Source organism: Desulfospira joergensenii DSM 10085 (assembly GCF_000420085.1).
GTDB lineage: Bacteria > Desulfobacterota > Desulfobacteria > Desulfobacterales > Desulfobacteraceae > Desulfospira > Desulfospira joergensenii.
The window spans coordinates 595,554-616,616 of record NZ_ATUG01000003.1 but is presented as its reverse complement, the minus strand read 5'-3'; the positions used below and the strand labels follow the sequence as shown (position 1 = coordinate 616,616).

17 protein-coding genes are annotated in these 21,063 nt (G+C 39.2%); all 17 read left to right on the top strand.

What is annotated here, in order from left to right; genetic code table 11:
* Nucleotides 1–90: 90 nt before the first annotated feature.
* The 17 genes from F608_RS0126910 (at nt 91) to F608_RS0126825 (ending at nt 21,063) form a co-directional block, all read left to right on the top strand.
* Nucleotides 91–969, top strand: a complete 879-nt coding sequence (locus F608_RS0126910; protein WP_027363168.1) for an IS1595 family transposase — start codon at nt 91–93, stop codon at nt 967–969.
* A 108-nt stretch (nt 970–1,077) separates the two neighbouring features.
* A complete protein-coding gene (locus F608_RS0126905; RefSeq protein WP_153307616.1) occupies nt 1,078–2,352 on the top strand; it encodes a hypothetical protein in 1,275 nt (424 codons plus the stop codon).
* Between the two features lie 52 nt (nt 2,353–2,404).
* Nucleotides 2,405–4,387, top strand: coding sequence for an ulvan lysase-like protein (locus F608_RS33570; RefSeq protein ID WP_153307615.1), 1,983 nt, complete (start codon nt 2,405–2,407; stop codon nt 4,385–4,387).
* A 490-nt stretch (nt 4,388–4,877) separates the two neighbouring features.
* The gene (locus tag F608_RS0126890) at nt 4,878–5,825 is read left to right on the top strand and encodes a glycosyltransferase (RefSeq protein WP_027363167.1); all 948 of its coding nucleotides are present in this window, start codon (nt 4,878–4,880) and stop codon (nt 5,823–5,825) included.
* Between the two features lie 6 nt (nt 5,826–5,831).
* Complete coding sequence (locus F608_RS0126885; RefSeq protein ID WP_022668859.1) at nt 5,832–6,785, top strand: glycosyltransferase family 2 protein; 954 nt, start codon at nt 5,832–5,834, stop codon at nt 6,783–6,785.
* A gap of 26 nt (nt 6,786–6,811) precedes the next feature.
* Nucleotides 6,812–7,816, top strand: coding sequence for a glycosyltransferase family 2 protein (locus F608_RS35400; protein ID WP_084681293.1), 1,005 nt, complete (start codon nt 6,812–6,814; stop codon nt 7,814–7,816).
* 222 nt (nt 7,817–8,038) lie between these two features.
* The gene (locus F608_RS0126875) at nt 8,039–9,007 is read left to right on the top strand and encodes an acyltransferase family protein (RefSeq protein WP_022668857.1); all 969 of its coding nucleotides are present in this window, start codon (nt 8,039–8,041) and stop codon (nt 9,005–9,007) included.
* 183 nt (nt 9,008–9,190) lie between these two features.
* Nucleotides 9,191–10,114, top strand: a complete 924-nt coding sequence (locus tag F608_RS0126870) for a sulfotransferase family protein (RefSeq protein ID WP_022668856.1) — start codon at nt 9,191–9,193, stop codon at nt 10,112–10,114.
* A 123-nt stretch (nt 10,115–10,237) separates the two neighbouring features.
* Entirely contained in the window at nt 10,238–11,176 is a 939-nt protein-coding gene (locus F608_RS0126865) for a sulfotransferase family protein (protein WP_022668855.1), read from the top strand.
* A gap of 32 nt (nt 11,177–11,208) precedes the next feature.
* Entirely contained in the window at nt 11,209–12,033 is an 825-nt protein-coding gene (locus F608_RS0126860; protein ID WP_022668854.1) for a sulfotransferase, read from the top strand.
* A 37-nt stretch (nt 12,034–12,070) separates the two neighbouring features.
* Nucleotides 12,071–13,321, top strand: a complete 1,251-nt coding sequence (locus F608_RS0126855) for a hypothetical protein (RefSeq protein WP_022668853.1) — start codon at nt 12,071–12,073, stop codon at nt 13,319–13,321.
* Nucleotides 13,322–13,339: 18 nt separating this feature from the next.
* Nucleotides 13,340–14,266, top strand: coding sequence for a glycosyltransferase family 2 protein (locus F608_RS0126850; protein WP_022668852.1), 927 nt, complete (start codon nt 13,340–13,342; stop codon nt 14,264–14,266).
* A 27-nt stretch (nt 14,267–14,293) separates the two neighbouring features.
* Nucleotides 14,294–15,460, top strand: a complete 1,167-nt coding sequence (locus tag F608_RS0126845) for a glycosyltransferase family 4 protein (protein WP_022668851.1) — start codon at nt 14,294–14,296, stop codon at nt 15,458–15,460.
* Nucleotides 15,457–16,710: a putative O-glycosylation ligase, exosortase A system-associated gene (locus tag F608_RS33560; RefSeq protein ID WP_022668849.1), complete on the top strand. Its 1,254-nt coding sequence runs from the start codon at nt 15,457–15,459 to the stop codon at nt 16,708–16,710. Before F608_RS0126845 ends, F608_RS33560 begins: the two co-directional genes overlap by 4 nt.
* Nucleotides 16,707–17,921 (top strand): glycosyltransferase, encoded by a 1,215-nt coding sequence (locus F608_RS33555; RefSeq protein WP_022668848.1) that lies wholly within the window; start codon nt 16,707–16,709, stop codon nt 17,919–17,921. Before F608_RS33560 ends, F608_RS33555 begins: the two co-directional genes overlap by 4 nt.
* The gene (asnB, locus tag F608_RS0126830; protein WP_027363164.1) at nt 17,909–19,873 is read left to right on the top strand and encodes an asparagine synthase (glutamine-hydrolyzing); all 1,965 of its coding nucleotides are present in this window, start codon (nt 17,909–17,911) and stop codon (nt 19,871–19,873) included. Before F608_RS33555 ends, asnB begins: the two co-directional genes overlap by 13 nt.
* Nucleotides 19,873–21,063 carry a Kelch repeat-containing protein gene (locus F608_RS0126825; protein WP_022668845.1) on the top strand — a complete coding sequence of 397 codons (1,191 nt, stop codon included), beginning with the start codon at nt 19,873–19,875 and terminating at the stop codon, nt 21,061–21,063. Before asnB ends, F608_RS0126825 begins: the two co-directional genes overlap by 1 nt.

Genomic DNA, 21,063 nt, shown 5'->3' with positions numbered 1-21,063 from the left:
ATTTCTTTTTATGGCTCTTAACGATTTTCAGCATTTTGATTATAATCTCTTTATGGTTCAAACAGTTGTAAAAAATAAAGGGGCTTTACTATGAAAATGCCTAAAATGTCTTTGCTTGATTGGCAAAAAAAATATGGAACTGAGACGGCGTGTGCAAAAGCACTGTTCCATGTTCGATGGCCAGAAGGTTTTTATTGTCCTCGTTGCGGATGCAAAAAATCCAGTTACATAACCACAAGAAAAATGCACCAATGTTCGAAGTGTAAATACCATGTCTCTCTGACTACAGGCACTTTGTTCCACTCTACGAATTTGCCGCTGGTAAAGTGGTTCTGGGCAATCTATCTGACCGCCGCTGATAAAGGTGGTATTTCTGCTTTGCGTTTGTCTAAGCAGATCGGTGTGTCCTGGCCAACTGCACGCAATATGCTCAAAAAAATTCGAACAGCAATGGAGCATCGGGATAGTATTTACCGGTTGGAAAATATTATTGAGATGGACGATGCGGTTGTGGGCGGCAAACGCCCAGGAAAAAGGGGACGAGGTGCCCAAGGAAAAAAGCCCATAGTGGTCGCCGTTGAAAGGCGAGGGGATAAGGCGGGGTTCATGGCCGCCCAAGTTGCCGGCACGATTAATAAACAAGTTGTCCGAGAGTTTATCAAATATCTTTTTAAGCCAGGTCAAACAGTTAGAACGGACGCTTTCCCTGCTTTGAATTCCATAGCGGAGACCCATAAACACGATAAAAAAGTAACGCCTCCAGAACAGGCTTCTACATGGTTGCCTATGGTTCATATACTGATTGGCAATTTGAAGAAGTTTCTGAATGGTACTTTTCATGGTGTTACTCATAAATATTTGCAGGAGTATGTTTCAGAATTTTGTTATCGTTTCAATAGACGTTTCTGGGAACCTGAACTACCATTGCGTTTATTAAATGCTTGCCTGACTCATTCTCCAGTCATTTAACTGAAAATTGTTTATAGCCATATTTCTTTTTTATTTTGTGATAAATGTGAAGATGGTTAAGGGGTAGGCTCCTTGCTAAAATTATCGGATTCATCGTCAGTAGTTGACTTGAAGCAAAACAAGTTGCCGTTACACTCAGAGAAAGGTTTTCTGAAAACATTTTTTACGGTTGGAATTTCTACTGCTTTAGTTTTTATCATTTTCAATTCTTTTGTTGATCCATTTGGTATCATTGGTGCCCCCCTGATTCAAGGCTTTAATAAAGTTAAACCCAGGGCTCTTTTTAATGCACGAATGGTAAAAGCGCATCAAATAAAACGAATCAAACCCCATGGACTTATTTTAGGAAGTTCAAGAGCAGAAACCGGTATCGATCCGGAGCATCCGGGATGGTTTAAAGATTCTTATCCTGTATATAACGTTGCTCTTCCCAGTGCTCGGATTTTTGAAATTTTTTCTTACCTTCGGTATGCCGAGGCACAGAATCATCTTGCTCAAGTAGTGCTAGGACTAGATTTTTTCAGTTTTGATTCTGATCGTCCCAGTGAACCGGGTTTTGAGGTAGAACGGCTTGAAACAAACTCTATATTAATTCCAAATTTTCAGATGACGAAGGATATCCTTACTTCGGTCCTCTCCTTTGAAGCTACTAAAGCCTCCCTTGATACACTTAAAAAACAAGATAAGGCAGTACATGGATACTTGGATAATGGAAGTCAAGATACAAAACGACGACGGGAGATGGTGCGGGCAAAAGGAGGCCATTTTGCCGCGTTCGAATCTGTTTTACGGTCAACGATGTTAGCTGAAGACGGCATCACCAAATTGGATTACGGTCACGATACAGGACAGAAAGCAAAAGCTTTGAAATGGTTCTCGGAAATTGTCAGTTTTTGTATTGAAAAGAACATTGAACTTTATATTTTTATTTCACCGATTCACTCACAATGGCTTGAAATGATGTGGCAGCTAAATGCCTGGGGCGATTATGAACAGTGGAAAAGAGATATTGTTCGAATTGTGGAGTTTAAAAAGCAAGAATCAAAAGATAAAACAGTCATCGAATTGTGGGACTTTTCCGGGTACAACAATATTTCAATGGAGAAAGTTCCTGCTCCTGGAAATGTTTCACAAGAAATGAACTGGTACTGGGAAGCAAGCCATTATAAGCGTAAAACAGGAGATCTGCTGCTTGACCGTGTTTTATTGGGGATTCAAGGAAGGCCCATAGCAAATTTTGGTGTCAAGTTATCTCTCGAAAATATTGAAACACATTTAAAAACGATCCGAGAAGAGCGGGCAAGCTTTTTGGATGATAATGTCAAAGAAGTTGAATTCTTAAAAAATTTGATTTTTAAAACACTTAAAAAAAAATCTGGCTAGTATCCTGCTATATGCTTCGTAGAATCTCGCAAAATTACCTTGAGGGTGAAAAGTGCTGACGCGTAGGAAATTTTTAAAATTAGGTATCATAGCAGGACTTTCAAGCAGCATGCCCATATGTGCTGGCAGTCATGAATTTGAGATAGATCAAAGACAAAAGTTTCTGTCAATGGCTGAGGACCTTCTTTCCACATGGTGTGAAGGTCTTTTATTGTTTCAGGTTTCCAAACCAGAAGATTCATCCAGGGATGGTGGTTTGTGGAGTCCGGGGGATGAACGTATTTTGGGACGCTGCGGGGATTCGGTATACCCGTTTCTCTGGTATGCCGACCATTACCAAGACGAACGTTTCCTGGAAGCTGCTTTGAAAGTTATGAACTGGTCTCTTCTGAATGTTGCGCATCCTGACGGCTCTTGGCAGAACGATATAAATGAAAAATGGCAGGGGATTACTGTATTTATAACGACAGCGATGGCTCTAGCTATCTTTCACCATGGCAAGATTTTAAACGATAGTACTGTAGACGCCTGGATGGAGCGGCTGCAATTAAGTGGTCAATGGTTGTCTGATACGATTAATTTGAATTTTGCTAATATCAACTATCCTGCTGCCAATGCATTTGCCATGGTCCTCTTGGGGAAAATGCTAAACAACCCGAAATTTGTTGATAGAGGTAAGGAGTTGGCTCACGGTTTATTGTCCTGGTTTACTGAGCATGATAATTTTCTTTATGGAGAGGGCAGAAACAATAAGAAATTTCCTCTAAATATCAGCCCCAATGGATGCTATCCTATTGACCTTGGGTACAATGTTGAGGAATCACTTCCTTCGTTAACACTATACGGCTTGCTTGAAAAAGACACGAAAGTCATAGATAAGGTTGTTGAATCTCTACAGATACACTTAGAATTCATGCTACCGGATGGCGGTTGGGATAATAGCTGGGGCACTAGAAATTATAAATGGACTTGGTGGGGGAGTCGAACTTCGGATGGATGCCAACCTGCCTATGCGCTTCTGGCAGACCGTTCACCGGCTTTCATGGAAGCTGCATACAGAAATACAAAACTTTTGGAGACCTGTACCCATAACGGGATATTAACCAGCGGTCCCGATTTTTATCACCGTGGGTTAAAATCATCTTTACATCACACATTCTGTCATGCTAAAGCCCTTGCAATTGTTTTGGATCACGGCGTGCCCCGATATGAAAAAGGTACAAGGGATCTTCCCTGCCAAAAAGAATATGGTAGCCGCTTCTTCCCGGAGATTAATACTAATTTGGTATCCTATGGTCCTTGGAGGGCTACGATAACTAGCTATGATTTCCCATATAAGAGATGGATAGCAGGACATGCAAGTGGAGGTGCCCTATCTCTTCTCTGGCATCGAGACGTAGGATTATTATTTTCGGGCAGCATGAGTATTTATCACTTAGTAGAACCTGGGGATATGCAAAAAGCAAAGGGGGAATTCGATAAAACTCTGACGCCAAGAGTGGAATTCGAAAAGGATCCTCCTCTTTATTCAAATGTTTTTAACTTGTTTGGTAAGAGTGCGATCGAAAATGGGAAATATACGAATACAATCGATTTATCATCTAAAATGGAATCAAGTTTTGATTCCGAAAGTGTTGCAATTAGGTCTTTTTCAAAATTGGTGAACAGAAATCTTCAATCTCCTGAAGTAGGGGATGTGGAGTGCAGATTGATCTATCGTTTTACAAAGAAATGTTTAGAAATTGGTGTTTTCGTTAAAAATATCCCCAAAAACGGCGCACTCTATTATGTACTTCCTTTGATATCAACGAGCAAAGAACCTGTGTTTTACGAATCCTCAAAGCGCGTGATAATTCAAAAAGAGACCTATAGGCTAATGATAACATCCGATTGTGAACTGGAAGTTCCAAAAATATCTCAAACACGAATATTTAATTTTGTTCCTGGCCTTGAGGCATTGGAAATAAAAGCACAACTAAAAAGCAACTTGAATTTGAGAATAGAGGTCGTCAATAGTTTTTACAAATCAGGGTAGAAATTTAAATTAGTCAAAGGGTTAAGATAATGTGGCGAATAATAACTTGGTTTCTGCTTATTGTTCTATTGAGCCTATCGCTATCCTGCGAAAGCTCTTTTGCGAATAAAAACAAAACAAAACTTCCTAATAGGGGTAATGGCTGGGCCTTCTCAACTGTTGAAGAATACTCAGCATTCCCAAGGTATTGTAAAGCTAGATTCCATCCCAATGAATCTGAAGTGTTCCAATACTGGATAAAGAAAATAGGGCAAGATTTTATACATATTCACCATTACTGAAGAGGATTGACCTTTCTCCGTAGGGGAAAATTTGAGTTCGATTTGAAACAAAGAAAAAAATTGTTAGAAGAAGCATTAAAGCAGATGAACTATACGATAGGACACTCTTCGAATAAAATGAATAAGAAATTTCGGGAAATGATGATAAAGCAACGGATAGAAATTATTCAGCAGTTACAATCCATTGTTTACTAATGGGGGGAATAACATTGATTTCGTTAACGGTAGCTGTGTGCACCTACAATCGGGCTGAAAATCTAAAACCACTGATAAAAGCACTTCGTAGTCAGGACAGTTCTATTAATTATGACATTCTTATTATCAATAACAACAGCACAGATGACACTGAGAAGCGACTGATTGAATTACAAACTCAACCAGGTGTTTCTCTGAGGTTCGTCAAAGAAGTTCATCAAGGTATAGTTGAGGCCCGGAATAGGGCTTTACAAGAATCTTTAGATAGTGAATATTTGATATTTATGGACGATGACGAGTTGCCGAGGGAAGGTTTTATCGAGGCTGCAATTAGATGTTTTGAGGAAAATAATGCTGAATGCGTAGGAGGAAAGGTAAAAAATGATTTTTCTGTAATTAAAAGGCCAAAATGGCTGAATGAAGAGCTTTTGGGTTTTTTAGCAGAAGTTGATTATGGCGATAAGCCTTTTTGGATTAAAGATAAAAGTACACCGTTATGGACGGCTAATATTGGTTATAAGACAGAGCTTTTCAGAGATGGCCTTAAATTTGACAAAAGGTATAACAGAAAGGGTAAGGGCATAGGTGGGGGGTCAGATATGATTATGTTTTCTGAGTTGTTGGATAGAGGTACAAAAATCAGATACTGTCCAGGCATGGTTGTGAACCACTATCCTGAACCATGGCGGTTGAAACGAAGATACTTTTTTAAATTACATTTTATTGCCGGAAGAAAACAGGGGCAATTCCAACCCGTTAATTTTGAATCTACTTTTTTAGGAGTCCCTTTTTTTATGGTCATCAATATGATGAAACATCTTTATAAAACAATTAAAAGTTTATTCTTTCGGGATCTGAATACCGTAAGACAGGCGATGAATGTATTTCATTCTATTGGAATGATATGGGGACGATATCTGAGGTGGAAAACAGCGGATGAAGTCAACCAAAAAACAGGATGAATTCATTTGCCGAAACCCAAAAGGAAACATAAAGCCATTGAAGTTTTAATTTGTACTCATAACCGAGCATCGCTTTTAGCTAAAACTTTAAAGTCAATAAATGAGTCAATAAAACCGAATAATTTCGATCTTAAAATGATTGTTGTTGCAAACGCTTGTAATGATAATACAATTGAACTTGTTCAGTCTTATCAAAAAGAGACAAAAGAAAAGCGCCTGATACCTGTAAAACTGGTTACTGAGGATAAAATCGGTAAATCTAACGGATTGAACAGTGCGATTCCTAATTTATCCTGCCCCATTATCGCTTTTGTGGATGATGACCATAGGGTTGATAAAAATTATTTCTCAGCTATTGTTAAATCGATTCAGTCTTATCCAGAAACCGATTTTTTTTGTGGACGAATATTGCCTGACTGGGACGGTTCAGAACCCTCATGGGTAAGGGATGAGGGTCCTTTTAAAATTTATCCTTTACCTGTTCCAAAATTTGATCTCGGAACAAGCACTAAAAGACTCGGATGTGGACAGGCTGTGCCGGGTGGTGGCAATCTTATTGTTAAGCGTGAAATTCTTAATAAAGTTGGATTATTTTCTAGCCAACTAGGGCCTTCTGGTCATGATTTAGGGGGATCAGAAGATTATGACTGGGTGAATCGTGCATTATCAAAGGGGCTCATTCTTCAATATATACCTGAGATAACACAATATCATTATGTCGATCAAAAAAGATTTAAGCTTAAATATTTAATGGAAAAAGCATTCAAAAGATCAAAAACAGTGGCCAGGCTCAAACATGGCGAGTTGCCCGGAAAATACAAAATTCGGTACGGTGCCACCAATTTGCTGGTATATTTGTCAAGGACAATTATATTTTTGCACAGTTCTACAAAGAGGCGATATTATCTGGTACGGTTATCTGCATCCGCAGGCGAATTATTAGGCTATATCGGTTTTTGAATGTGATTTGTTAATTTGTAATTTTTATGAACTCCATATCAGTAATTGTCCCAACCCATAATAGACCTGATTTATTGCAGGAGGCATTGTCTTCGCTTGAAAAACAAACCGTGAAACCTTCAGAAGTAATTGTCGTAGACGATGGTTCTGTCAAACCGGTGGATGAAAAACTATTAAAAAAACAATTCAGTATAGAATTGAAAGTGCTATTCAATGAATCATCCAAAGGGCTAGCTTGGGCACGGCATCAGGGTGTAGAATATGCTACTTCTGAATTCATTGTCCATCTTGACGATGATGATCTGTTGGCACCAGATGGAATAGAGAATGTAATGGAGCTTTTTGAATCGAATCCTGAGCTTGATATCGTATTTTTGGGAGTGGAGGGTTTCGGTAGTCGGGCCAGATATTTTAATCAGGCGCAAAAAAAATCGCTGGACCAGATTTTAAAACGAACCTTTGGCCCAACAACCAAGGAAAATGTTCATTTTTTTAATGATAGGCTTTTCGGAGAGCTATTGCAGTCAGTACCTATGGCATTCCAAAGGGCCGTGGTCAGGCGTGAGACTTGGCATGCTGTCAGTACATTTAGATTTCGGTGCTACTCTAAAATAAGAGATAAAGATTTCATTGAAGGAAGGAAAAGAATTACAGGGCCTCTTAGAGATTCAGAATGGGCGTTTTATGGTGTGGCTTTAAACAAGAGATTTGCACTCATCAAGAATGGTTTATACCTGCAAAGATGTGAGGGGCAAGGTAAGGTTTCAAATCCAGAACAAAGGCAGGCCCAAATGAATCAGCTTTTGTGCATAAAAAAAAAATTATACGGCGCTTCACAAAAATATGGTCAGTTGTCAGTGTGGGAAAATCAAATAAAAAGCAGTTTGGCTAGATCCTATTTTAATACCTCATATTACCATCTTTCAAAAGGAAGCAGAATTACCTCATTGAAATATTTGATAAAGGCAGTGAAACTAAAACCTAAACCTACTTATATCAAATTTTTTATTAGAACCTTTTTCCCTCTATGATATAGATAAAACGGACCGTGAGCTCCGCTGCGCTACGCTTCACGGTCCGTTTTATCGGCCGCTGTTGAGCAAAGCTCCAGCGCCATTGACAGGCTCCGCTCACGCTCCGCCTATCAATGGCGTTGGAGCCGACTCGACCAAGCGGAATTTAAATCATTATTTAACACCGCTTATGGTCGAGCGGCTCAACAGCGGCCGATAGGTTATCAAAGGTATAAGGTCTTGGAAAGAAAAATTGGCATAGATTTATTAAGAGGAGCTTGCATTCTTTATATAGTTGGCTTTTGGCACTTGGTAGGCTATACTCAAACGGCGTCCAACTCTAAAAACATATTTTCCTACCAGCTTACACAGATCATACTCGGCACGTTTATTTTTTTGTCTGGCCACCTTATTGCTTTAAACCAAGTGGCATTTAAAAAAGACGCGTTGCTACAATTCTATCGTAGAAAAGTTCTTAGGATATATCCTTTATATTTGCTATCTATCATTTTGTTTTGGATTTTTGGTATTTCCTCTACCTTTGATTTAATTAAAGCCGCGCTACTCGTTTCTATGTTCATCAAACCAGCACCCTTAACTTTATGGTTTATAACGATGCTGATGGTTTATTATTTTTTATCTCCTTTGGTACTCACTGGATGTAAAAATGGAAAAATTTATCGGTTGATAATTTGTTATTTTATAATTTCGATAGCAATCTTATTGTTTAATGATTTCCAAAATTTAATCGATATAAGGATTATAATATACTTTCCAGCGTTCCTTTTTGGAATATATTCTGGTTGCAATAATATTATCTATAACACAACCTATCTTTTAATAATTACGTTAAGCAGCATTTTGATGTCTTTCTCCTTTCATGGACAATTCGATGGTATTTTGGCCACCCCAATGGTTGCAACGGTACCATTCTTTTTATTGAAGGCATTTAGTGCTTTTAAAATTACGTCGAGAATCAAGAAAAAAGTTATTTATTATTTAAGTTATTCAAGTTTCTGTATGTATCTTTTCCACCGGCCGATATACACTATTTTAAAGAATATTTATTTTCCAGAAATATATTTGATGCAATTATTTTATTTATTATTTGTCTGCCTACCAAGCATAGGTCTTGTTTCTTTTATTATCCAAAAAAATTATGATGTCGTTGTTAAAATTTTAGCAACTCAAATTCCAAATAAAGATTAGAAATTTCATGATTCAATTCGGAACTATCATCTATCGGGGATGTATTTGATACAAACTGAGATTATATCTAAAAGATTAGAAATTAACGATTTGTTATGACATATTTAGATCGCTTGGTATTTACGGTAATATTGCTGCTAATCGGAAGGATTTGTTTCAATATATTATGCTTGAGGGAATGTTTTGAATAGGAACTCACCAATTTTTATTATTGGTGTTGACAGATCTGGCACTACGCTACTGAATATGATGATAGATGCCCACTCTAAGATTGCTATGCCTTATGAATCAAAATTTTTTACTCGATATTATCTAAACCGTAAATCTTTTGGCGATTTTTCGGAAGTCGAAACACGACGAAGTTTGGTTCGAAATATTCTTAATGAACCGTCTGTTCGGGACTGGGATATACAGGTTAAAGAAGAAGATATTGATCTTAGTTCATGTGATACGCTTGAAAATACAATCAATACCATATATTCAGTTTATGCTGATTCTAAAGGGGCATTGTGGTGGGGGGATAAAACCCCTGCATACATTGATAATTTGCACATCTTAAACACAATGTTTCCAGAATGCAGGTTTATTCATCTTGTGAGGGATGGAAGAGATGTCGCAAATTCCATCATTCAGAGGTGGTGGGGGCCGGATGACTTTACAACCGCAATACGGTCTTGGGACCAGCGTGTGAGTTGCGCCCGGAAAATGTTAGCCATGTTGCCCGCGTATCGTTATATGGAAATTCGGTTTGAAGATTTGGTTACCAAACCGGCATTTGAATTACAACGAATATGTAAATTTCTTAAAATCGATTATGAAAATGGAATGTTGATGTCTTACGGTGATCGTGCTGATACCATGGTGGGGAACCGTATTGATGGAATACATGAGAATCTTAAAAGCAGACCATTAGTCGAGCATACATATAAATGGAAAAAGACGCTTTCACCAGCTAACCAGGCAATTGCATATGAGATCGCCGGTCAAACCTTAAAAAAAATGGGGTATGATACAGGCATCAAACATTGCAGATGGAAATGTTTTGCCGAAATTTTAAACCGGGTAAAAGGATCAATGGCATGGCGATTTAGGACGAGACAACGGTGATGAATGGTTAATAAATTTTTAAAAACAAACAATTGCTTGCCAGAATTGATGCTCAGATTTTATTATGATTCAAATAAAACAATGAAAATTCTGCATGTGCAAAAATAGGATAATGGATTTTACATGGCTGCTGTAAAAAATATATATAAGTTGATTTATCCGGAGATAAGGAGAAAAAATGCTCTTTTGTTTCGTTACTGGCTGAAAGGAATATATTGGGAGTTTACTAAACCGGTTGAGAAAGATCCTGTTTTCCTTATCGGCTGTTCCAGGTCTGGTACAACGGTCACATATGAAACGCTTATGAAATCTAGCAAATTGAAAACTTTTGGATTTGAGATACCACAATTCTGGACCAGTCTCTGGGGACCTAATCACAATGACTGGGAATCGGAAGCTGCTGGTGCTGAACACGTCCAAGACCAACACCGGTATTCGGCCTTGAAGTATTTTTATCAACGCATAGGCCCCGGACAAGTGCTCGATAAGACCTGTATAAATATACTTCGAGTTGGTTTTTTAAATAAACTCTTTCCAAAGGCCAGATTCATATATATCCATCGAGACGGGAGGGATAATATCAATTCGTTGATTGAGGGGTGGAGGTTAGGTGATCATTTCGGATTGGAACAGTTTTATGGGAATTTCCCCCATAAGATTGAGATCAATGACGGGGAATTCACCCAATGGCGCTTTTTCATTCCTCCTGGATGGAAGGGCTATAACAAAGCTCCGATAGAGGATGTGTGTGCTTTCCAATGGATGTCTGCAAATTCAATGGCAATAGAAGCAAAAAAAATAATCCCGGAAAATCAATGGATACAAATTCGGTATGAAAATTTATTTACACATGCAGAGGAAATATTCCGGGATGTATTTAATAAACTGGGGTTACCATTTGAAGACAGTATCCGTAAAAGATGCCAAAGCCTTCTCAAACATCCGACAAGCATTGTAAAAGGCCAGCCCGAACTCGGCAAATGGAGAACCCAGAATCCTAAGGAAATTGAGAAAATAACTGATAAGATTCGACCCATTCAGAAAATACTGGGGTATAATTAGATTTTTTTATTGATTAAAACAGGTCGATGGCCATGGTTAATACCAAAAGAATTAAAAAAGATATTTTTTTAAAGTTAAAAGCCGGATATCAGATTATTAATAATCGTTATTCTGTAGGCATGAAGGAAAGCCCACCGAAAAAAGTTATATTCGTTGCAGGTAACCAGCGGTCAGGGACGAATATGGTGATGGATATCTTTGAAAAGAGCCTGAAATCGGATGTTTACCATGAAACAGATCCAAGAGCTTTTCAAAATTATATTATGCGTGATATTTCCACGATTCAAAGGCTCTTTTCTCAGTCAAAGGCGCCGGTTTTTATCATCAAGTCTTTATGTGAATCCCAACGCCTTAAAACCAATTTGGAAAATTTCCATCACTCCCAGGGCATATGGGTTTATAGAAATTACGATGATGTTGTTAATTCAATGATGCGCTCTTTCAATAACATGGCAAAGCAGGCAAAACGGATAGCGGAAAGTCCTGAAGAGGCAGGTTGGTTGTCTGAAGCCATGAGTGATTCAACATATCAATTGGTAAACTCACTGGTTGATGACTCCATTGATGACGCCTCTGCTTCCGCATTGCAGTGGTATTATAGAAATATTTTATTTTTTGATCAAAAGCTTGATACCAATAGTAGAGTAAGGCTGATAAAATATGAAAGCCTTGTGAGGGATCCACAAAAAGAATTCAAGGGGCTATTCGAATTTTGCGGATTAGATTTTAAAAATAGAATGGTCATAGATGTTTTTAAAAGCTCAATTAAGAAAAAACGGCCTCAAAACATCAGAAAGGACATTCGGGATCTATGCGATGGACTGACTCGACGAATGGATGAGGTGTTTTTTGGATAAACGCTTAATATTGATCATATAAAAAGATTAATTTTTTTTGGATTTTACTTATATCCTGCTAACTATTGTTGTTGGTTTTTGGCTTGTTGTCGCAGTCAGATATTTTTACAGTAACGTGATCCCCCTCTGTCGTGAGCCTGTTTTCCACCGGCCAGTGCTGATTATTGAAAGCGATGATTGGAGCCCAGGGCCTTCAGGAGACGTTGCCTCACTGGGCGAACTTGCCAAAATATTAAAAAACCACACGGATTATCGCGGGCATCCGGCAGTTATGACCCTGGGAATTGTCCTGTCAACTCCTTATGAAATTTATACCAACCGAGAAGGTGTCGATAAAATTCGAAGACACTTTCTTACAAGTTCTTCGTTCAAGGATCTCGTGGCCGTGATGCAAAGTGGAGAACAGGCAGGGTGTTTTTCACTCCAACTCCACGCTATGGATCATTTCTGGCCTGTCTCACTGATTGAGAGTGCAAAAAATAATAATAAAATTTCTTCATGGATAAAGAGCAAACCATTCCCTCGCACTGAGGAGTTACCCCAGCAGTTGCAAGGTCGTTGGACTGTTAATGAACAAATATCGTTGGAAAGAATCTCACAGGCTGATATTAATAAGGCTGTTTGTAAAGAAGTGGAGGCTTTCAGAAGATTTTCAGGTTTGTATCCGATGGTTGTAGTTCCACCGGCATTTATATGGACAAAGGTTGTTGAAAGTGCGTGGGCTAAGGCAGGCATTAAAATTGTTGTTACACCTGGGAAACGGTTTGAATCATATGATTCAAATGGGCGACCGCAACCCTGCGGTGGTAAGATCCGAAACGGTGATAAAAGTAAATCAGGATTAATCTATATTGTAAGGGATAACTATTTTGAGCCTTATTTGGGACACAAACTAGAAAAAGCAATTGGCGCCTTGGTTAAAAAGACGGAGACTGGACGTCCCACCTTGATTGAAACGCACAGGTATAATTTTATAAAAAATTCCTATGAAGCAAATAATGCATTAAAAGAGTTGGATAGATTCTTTGAACGAGCTTTGAAATTACACCCGAATCTTATATTTTTATCTACAGAGAAATTGGCTGATATGATGTCAAGAAAAGATGCAGTCTTGATCTCGAAATCTTTTTTTTATCGATTTCCTCGATGGATAGCGCGCATAGAGGAAGACAAACATAGTTCTTTGGCCGGCTGGTTATCTGGATTAACGCCCTTTTTTATTTTTGTGCATAGTATCATTCAATTGGTTTTGAAGCATCGCAAACAAAAACGACAGTTATTTGATTAATAACAAGAAAATCCATTTATGAATTTTTCTCCGCGTTTTTCAGTTATCATCCCAACTTTCAATTGTTCAGAAACAATAAGCCGAGCTGTGGATTCTGTTTTGAAACAATCCTGGCCAGCGTACGAAATCATCGTAGTCGATGACGGATCTATAGATGATACGCGTGATGTCGTAAGCAAAATGCAGGGGAAAATCTCTTATATTTTTCAAGAAAATTCAGGAGTTTCGGCCGCAAGAAATACAGGTGCCCAAGCAGCATCAGGTGACTGGTTGGCATTCTTAGATGCCGATGATATATACTACGCGGACAGGTTAAAATGGCATGCTGATATGATAAATTCCCAAGTTTCGTTTGATTTTTTAACCGGCGATTTTGAATACAGAGGACCGGATGGTGCTTTGCTTAGACGGTCCATGGAAAGTTCTGGCATTGGCCGTAAATTGCTGGAAAAAAACAAGGGAAAGGTTACTCTTACGATGGAAAAAGAATGTTTCCCTATTTTCATAGAAGAGCATTTTGGGGACACCCACACGATTAGCATACCCAAAAGCACTTTTTGTGCTTTAGGTGGATACTCTACCAATTTTCAAGTGTGTGAAGATGTCCACATGCTAATTCGTCTTTGTGATCGAAGCAGTCGTGCGGGTGTGGTTACAAAACCAATGGCAGTATACAATATTCACAATCAAAGTCTTACCCGGTCAGATCCCATCCGAGCCCAAAAACAGACTGTTGAAGCATTGAACTCATTGAAAGGGAGGCTTAGGACAAAAGGGATGGAAAGAGGATTGGATCAATCCATTCGAAGGGCTAGGTTGGATCTTGCATATGCTTACTTAAAAAGCGAATCCAAAACTAAAGCGATTTTAGCCGTGCTGCCTTTGCTGATTGAGCAACCTAAACTTTTAAGTCTAAAAGACCTTTTGTCCATCATAAAAGGATAATGGATAAAGCAATAAATGGGAAACTAAATGATTAATTCAATTCTTGTGATAACTGAACTGTTTTTGCCCACAAAGGGTGGAACTGCCGTCTGGTTTGATAAAGTGTACCAACTTTTAGGCGGGAAAAATATTCATATTATTACCGCAAAAGTCCCGGGTGCAGAAAACCATGACAAGAACCATAAAAATACAATCCATCGTATTGATCTTTTACGTTTTTCATGGTTAAAACCTGAATCCTTGATTATGTATTTAAAATTGCTGTGGAACTCTTTTCAGCTTGGATTAAAAAATCGATTTCAAATAGTTCATGCTGGTCGTGTCCTTCCAGAGGGGTTTGTTGGATATTGTGTCGCAAAATTGTTTAATATCCCCCTGATTATTTACGCACACGGTGAGGAAATTACAACGTGGCGGCAGCCCGTCAAATTGCGAGTGATGACTTATACTTACAGACAAGCAGATAAAATTATAGCTAATAGTGAGTTCACAAAACAGGAACTTTTAAAAATAGGAGTTCTTGAATCCAGAATTGTAATTCTCTCGCCGGGTGTTGATGTTGAATGCTTTAAACCAGGTGTGGGGATTCAGGATCTGGAAAAAATAATCGGTGGATCAGGAAACTTCAAACTATTGCTATCTGTCGGTCGGCTAACCAGACGTAAAGGATTTGATCATACAATCAAAGCACTATCCAATTTAAAAAAAATGGGATTGGATGTACATTACGCGATTATTGGTATTGGGGAAGATAAATTTTATCTTGAACAGTTGGCTCAAGATAAGAAAATCGTGCAAAATGTTCATTTTCTTGGGCATGTTAGTGAGGAAGATCTTCCCAAGTGGTATAATGCTGCAGATCTATTGGTAATGCCCAATCGTGAAATCAATGGGGATACAGAAGGGTTTGGCATGGTATTTCTCGAGGCCAATGCCTGCGGGAAGCCTGTTATTGCTGGAATTGCCGGTGGAACTGGGGGCGCGGTAATAGATGGAAAGACTGGTTTCAGGATTGATGGTCTTTCCGTGGAGGAATTAACAAATTGTATTTACAAAATACTTGTTAATAAAGATTTATCCATGAAGTTGGGACAGTATGGTTTAAAACGGGTCCGAAAAAATTTTTCTTGGCAATCCATAGCTGAAAAAACAAAAGAAATTAATCAGACAGCTTTGAAAGTCATAAACAGATGAGAGATTTACTAGTCCTCGTCATAACTGGCGCCTCCATCTATTTGGGCTTGTTCAGACCCTGGATGGGAGTTTTGGCTTTAGCCTTATTTACATACCTTAATCCCCATCGATACGCCTGGGGGTATACCAGATCAATGCCGCTATATTTTATTGTATTTCTCTCCGTGATTTTAGGGATGGTCCTTAACGGAAAAGATCGTCAGCCGTTTCCCTGGACCCGGGAAACGATTTTCTTTTTGATGCTTCTATCCTGGTTTACTTTGACGACTCATTTGCATCCCGATGTTCCTTATGCAGCTAAAGAGCAGTGGATAAAAGTTTTAAAAATATACATCAGTATTTTTCCGACTTTCTGGATGATCAATACAAAAGAAAAAATGAAGTGGTTGATTATTGTTTTCGCGGTTAGTTTTGGGTTTGTCGGATTTAAAGGAGGCCTTTTTGCCTTTTCTCACGGATTTGCCTATAAGGTTCAGGGGCCTGACGGAACCTTTTATGCTGGGAATAATGAAATTGGTCTCGCGCTGAATATGGTGCTGCCTTTAATTCTTTTGGGAGCTTCAGAGTTTAAGAGTAAATTTATTAAAAATTCGTTTTATATAGTTTTCTTTTTTTCTATTTGTTCAATAATAAGCACTTGGTCACGCGGGGCTTTAATAACTCTTGTAACTGTTTTATCTGCGATAATATGGAGCACTAAAAAAAAATGGCGGATGTTACCGATTGCAGTTGTTGGGTTGATGATTATTGCTGTTGTCCCACAGGAAGCGCTAATGTCCTTTCTTCCTGAAGAATGGTTTAATCGGATGGAAACAATCCAGACGTATGAACAAGACCAATCTGCAATGGGAAGAATTTATGCCTGGAAATATGCTATTAGCAGAGCAAAAGAACACCCATTCACAGGCGGTGGATTTGAAACTTTTAGATTACATGGACAAGATGTTCACAGCGCATATTTCGAAATTTTGGGTGAACATGGCTATATCGCATTAATTTTATGGCTTTCTTTACTTTTTGGCACCATGTACGTGCTTGGAAGACTTCGATCTTTGTCCAAGTATGTTCAAGGATTTCTATGGGTTCGAGACTATGCTCGGGCAGTCCAGATTTCGTTATTGGCCTATGCGGTTGGTGGGGCATTTCTTGGTGTTGCCTATTGGGATTATTTTTATCACCTCGTATCATTGTGTGTTTTAATGAAAATTTTTCTTTATCGCGGTATTGCTGAACAGAGAAATCAAATATGAAAATTCTTACCCTTTCTTCTGTTTTTCCAAATTTGCAGCAACCTTTTTTAGGACTTTTCATCAAAGAACGGATGAAACACGTCGCAAGGAATGAAATGGTAAGAGTTGTTGCGCCTGTTCCATTTTCACCCATTGATCCGATTGCAAGGCGGTTTAAAAAGGAATTCAGGCCAGCGAAACCGTGTTATGGTCTCATAGAGCCAGAATTTAAGATTGATCACCCACCTTTCCTTTGTTTTCCAGGAACTTTTAAACCGGCCGACAGTGTTTTATATTTTGTAAGCCTGTATCCGTTTCTTAAAAAATTTAGACGGTCTTATGATTTTAATCTGATTGACGCTCATTTTGCCTTTCCGGATGGTGTGGCAGCAGCCTTGTTAGCTCAAGCGTTCAAAGTCCCCTTTACCATCACTTTGAGGGGAACCGAGTTGCCGTATTCCAAAATACTGTCGAGACGGTTTCAGATGAAATGGGCTTTGCAAAAGGCCTCTCAAGTGATTAGTGTTAGCAACTCCCTTGGAAAAGTTGCGCAAAAACTTGGTGCTGGATCCGATAAAATTAGGGTGATCCCAAATGGTGTTGATACAGATAAATTTTCTCCTGTTGGCAAATTAAAAGCTAGATCGGTTTTAATGCTTCCTGAAAAAGCCAGAATACTTTTATCCGTGGGAGGACTTGTTCCCAGAAAAGGGTTTCACAGAGTAATCCGGATACTTCCTGAAATTATTAAAAAATTTGGCAACGTGATTTATCTGGTAGTGGGGGGAGCTTCTGTAGAGGGAGACTATTCCATAGAATTGAAAAATAAAGTTTTTGAGAAAAGCCTGGAAGACAATGTTCGCTTTATCGGAGCAGTTGATCCTGGAAGATTATCTGAATATTATTCTGCCGCAGATCTTTTCGTTCTTCCCACAAGCAATGAGGGGTGGGCCAATGTTTTCATGGAAAGCCTTGCATGTGGTACTCCAGTGATTTCCACGGATGTAGGAGGAAACAGGGAGGTTATCTATAAAGATGAGCTTGGCACCATAGTTCCTTTTGGTGATGATGAGCGCTTTTGTCAGGCAGTAATATATGGTCTTGAAAAGGATTGGGATAAGAATCTGCTTATCAGTCACGCCAGGAAGAGAAATTGGAATCATGTGTCAGATGAAGTTATTTCCGTTTTTAATGAATGTTTGGCAAGGAGTAAAGAGCGATGTGCGGTATAGCGGGTATGTTCCACCGGAGCGGCGATTGTGTTGATATTGACCATTTAGTTAGTATGACCCGTACACTGGCCCACCGTGGCCCTGATGAAGAGGGATATTTCATCAATGCAGATCAAGATGAAGGCACCAGCCGCCAGGACATTCCTCTTCATCACCTATGTATCAAAAGGAATCAAAGGCTCCGGGAAGGCATGACTGGAAATGTTGGCCTTGGGCATCGAAGGCTGAGCATTATAGATCTTGCTACGGGTCAGCAGCCTCTGTGTAATGAAGACGGAAGTATATGGATCGTGTTTAACGGTGAAATATACAACTTTCAGGATTTAAAAGATGAACTGGTCAAAATTGGACATCAATTTAAAACAAATTCCGATACAGAAACCATTGTTCATGGGTATGAACAATGGGGAGAGAAGATTATTGAAAAGCTGAGAGGAATGTTTTCCTTTGCGATCTGGGATCAGAACCGGCAGAAACTTTTACTCGCAAGGGACAGATTAGGTAAAAAACCATTATACTTTTTTGAAGATAAGAACAGGTTAATATTCGGATCTGAAATAAAAGCCATACTTGAGTTGTCAAATGTTGAAAGACAGGTTGATGAAACGGCTCTTTCCGACTATCTCTCTCTTCTATATGTACCGTCGCCCAAAAGTATTTTTAAAAATATCCACAAACTGCCGGCTGCCCATTATGCCGTCGTTTCAAAAGAGAATATCCAGGTGAGGCCATACTGGGATCTTTCATTTTTTCCTGAACATGAATACACTGAAAATCAGATGATGGATGAGATGATATCCATTTTGGAAGATGCCACCCGGATGCGGATGATCAGTGAGGTACCGTTGGGGGCATTTCTTTCCGGGGGAGTGGATTCCTCTGCCGTGGTTGCCATGATGTCAGGATTCTCTGATACGCCGGTAAAAACAAATTCCATATCATTCAGTGTTGCCAAATACAACGAGATTGATTATGCGAGGAAGATTGCCGGGCTATTTGAAACCGATCATAACGAATTTCATGTAAATCCGGACGCATTGTCTGTCATTGAAAAGCTTGCCTGGCATTACGATGAACCCTTTGCCGATTCATCATCAGTCCCCACTTATTACGTTTCACAAATGGCGCGGAAAAATGTGACAGTGTCTTTATCCGGTGACGGAGGCGATGAGAATTTTGCGGGATACAGGCGGTATTATTTTGACATGCGGGAAAATTTTATTCGGAATATTGTTCCCGGCCCTTTACGGAAATATGTTTTTGGCGGAGTTGGCCGACTATATCCCAAAGCAGATTTCTTACCCCAGATATTCAGGGGGAAAGCTTTTATTTCAAATGTCGCCAGAGATCCGGTTGACGCCTATTTCTTTTCAATGAGCGGCTTCCACGAAGAAGAAAAAGGTCACCTGATCAATGATGATTTTAAAAAGTCCCTTGGGGGATATGATACAAAAACATTATTTCACGATCTTTATCGGACTGCACCAGCCAGAGATCACCTTTCAAAGATTCAATACCTGGACATCAAAACATACCTTTGCGAAGATATTCTGACCAAGGTGGACAGGGCCAGTATGGCTGTGTCTCTGGAGGTTCGCTGTCCCATTCTTGATCATGTGTTTATGGAATATGTGGCAAAGATTCCCTCCAAAATGAAACTGGTTGGTACGGATGGGAAACATATTTTTAAGAAAGCCTTAAAAAGTAAAGTCCCGGAAAAAATTCTATATAGGAAAAAAATGGGATTCGGTGTTCCCATACTTGAATGGCTGCGTTCAGATCTGAAAGAATACAGCAGGTCCCTTGTACTGGAAGGACGTGCCAGTAAGACATACTTGGATTCCAAATATCTGAATACCATTTGGGGTGAGCATCAGAAGGGCCTGCGGAACAGGGCCACTGAGCTGTGGACAGTTATGATGTTGAATTTGTGGTATGAAAATTATATGTGATGAAATGGATTGTCACCATTTTTTTTGTTTTGGCCTGTGCTGCTACAGGCCTTTTTTTTCTCGATTCTAAGCCGTTTGTTGGTGTTTTTACTTCAAAAATGATTCTACCACTGGTTTCACCGGGTTTGAAACATCGGAAAGAATTGCCTGCGAATAAATGGGTTGAAATCTACAGAGGGAGATCCTTCATAAGACAGGCTCATGCGGGCATCGCCTATGATTCAAAGCGGCATAATTTGATCATATTCGGATCCAATACCCACGGTTACGACTGGGATAATAGTGTTCATGTATTTGATCCTGTTGACGGAATTTGGCGTTCGTACTATCCGCCTGCGCCAAAAGAAACTTACCGTACAGATGAATCAGGAAACGCCATTTGCGGGAACAAGAAGATTCTCCCATGGGCCATGCATACCTTTGACAATATTCTCTATGATTCCTTAACAGATTCTCTGGTTGTTACAGCAGTCCCAGCACATAATTCTATTGGAAAAACAATTAAAGGCCCCAAAATTCATCCGACTTGGATATATCAACTGGAGACACATCAATGGAGAATTTTTGTAAATTCAAGCAATAAAAAATCTCCGAAATTTTTTGCGGCAGCGTCTTCATATGACAGTGACCGGGATGTTATCACAGCATATAGAAAAGGGATCTGGGAACTTGGTCCGGATCGAGACGAGTGGATAAAGGCAACAAAAGAAAGCCACCATGGGATTCACTATAATATGGAGTATGACAGTAAACATAAGGTTTTTGCAGTGTTCGGAAACTCTCGTTATACTAATGATGTCTGGATCTACAAACCGGGCGATGTTCTGGGAGAAAAAGGTGAATGGGAAAAAAAAATACCAGGAGGAGATACCTGCCCTAAGGATGAGCATTTTCCAGTGGCCTTTGATACTCATAATGGCGTCTTTTTGATTGTCCCGGATAATCGAAAATTCAAAAAGGATAATTCAGAAAAAACCAAATCAATTCCCCCGGAATCTGCCAGCACTTTTGTATACGATTATGAAGAGAACAAATACATTAAGATTGTGGGTGCAGACCTCCCTCCTCAGAAGATGAATTATATGATGGTTTATGATGCCTGGAATAAGGTTTTCCTGCTTGTTACTGGGGACTATAAAAGACCGTTGGTCGTAATGGCATTCAGACTGGATATGGAGAAATTGAATTGA

What these genes read in the sequence shown, in the direction of transcription:
- F608_RS0126910 (WP_027363168.1), top strand. Translation starts at nt 91, where the DNA reads ATGAAAATGCCTAAAATGTCTTTGCTTGATTGGCAAAAAAAATATGGA.
- F608_RS35400 (WP_084681293.1), top strand. Translation starts at nt 6,812, where the DNA reads ATGAACTCCATATCAGTAATTGTCCCAACCCATAATAGACCTGATTTA.
- F608_RS0126865 (WP_022668855.1), top strand. Translation starts at nt 10,238, where the DNA reads ATGGCTGCTGTAAAAAATATATATAAGTTGATTTATCCGGAGATAAGG.
- F608_RS0126860 (WP_022668854.1), top strand. Translation starts at nt 11,209, where the DNA reads ATGGTTAATACCAAAAGAATTAAAAAAGATATTTTTTTAAAGTTAAAA.
- F608_RS0126850 (WP_022668852.1), top strand. Translation starts at nt 13,340, where the DNA reads ATGAATTTTTCTCCGCGTTTTTCAGTTATCATCCCAACTTTCAATTGT.
- F608_RS0126845 (WP_022668851.1), top strand. Translation starts at nt 14,294, where the DNA reads ATGATTAATTCAATTCTTGTGATAACTGAACTGTTTTTGCCCACAAAG.
- F608_RS33560 (WP_022668849.1), top strand. Translation starts at nt 15,457, where the DNA reads ATGAGAGATTTACTAGTCCTCGTCATAACTGGCGCCTCCATCTATTTG.
- F608_RS33555 (WP_022668848.1), top strand. Translation starts at nt 16,707, where the DNA reads ATGAAAATTCTTACCCTTTCTTCTGTTTTTCCAAATTTGCAGCAACCT.
- asnB (WP_027363164.1), top strand. Translation starts at nt 17,909, where the DNA reads ATGTGCGGTATAGCGGGTATGTTCCACCGGAGCGGCGATTGTGTTGAT.
- F608_RS0126825 (WP_022668845.1), top strand. Translation starts at nt 19,873, where the DNA reads ATGAAATGGATTGTCACCATTTTTTTTGTTTTGGCCTGTGCTGCTACA.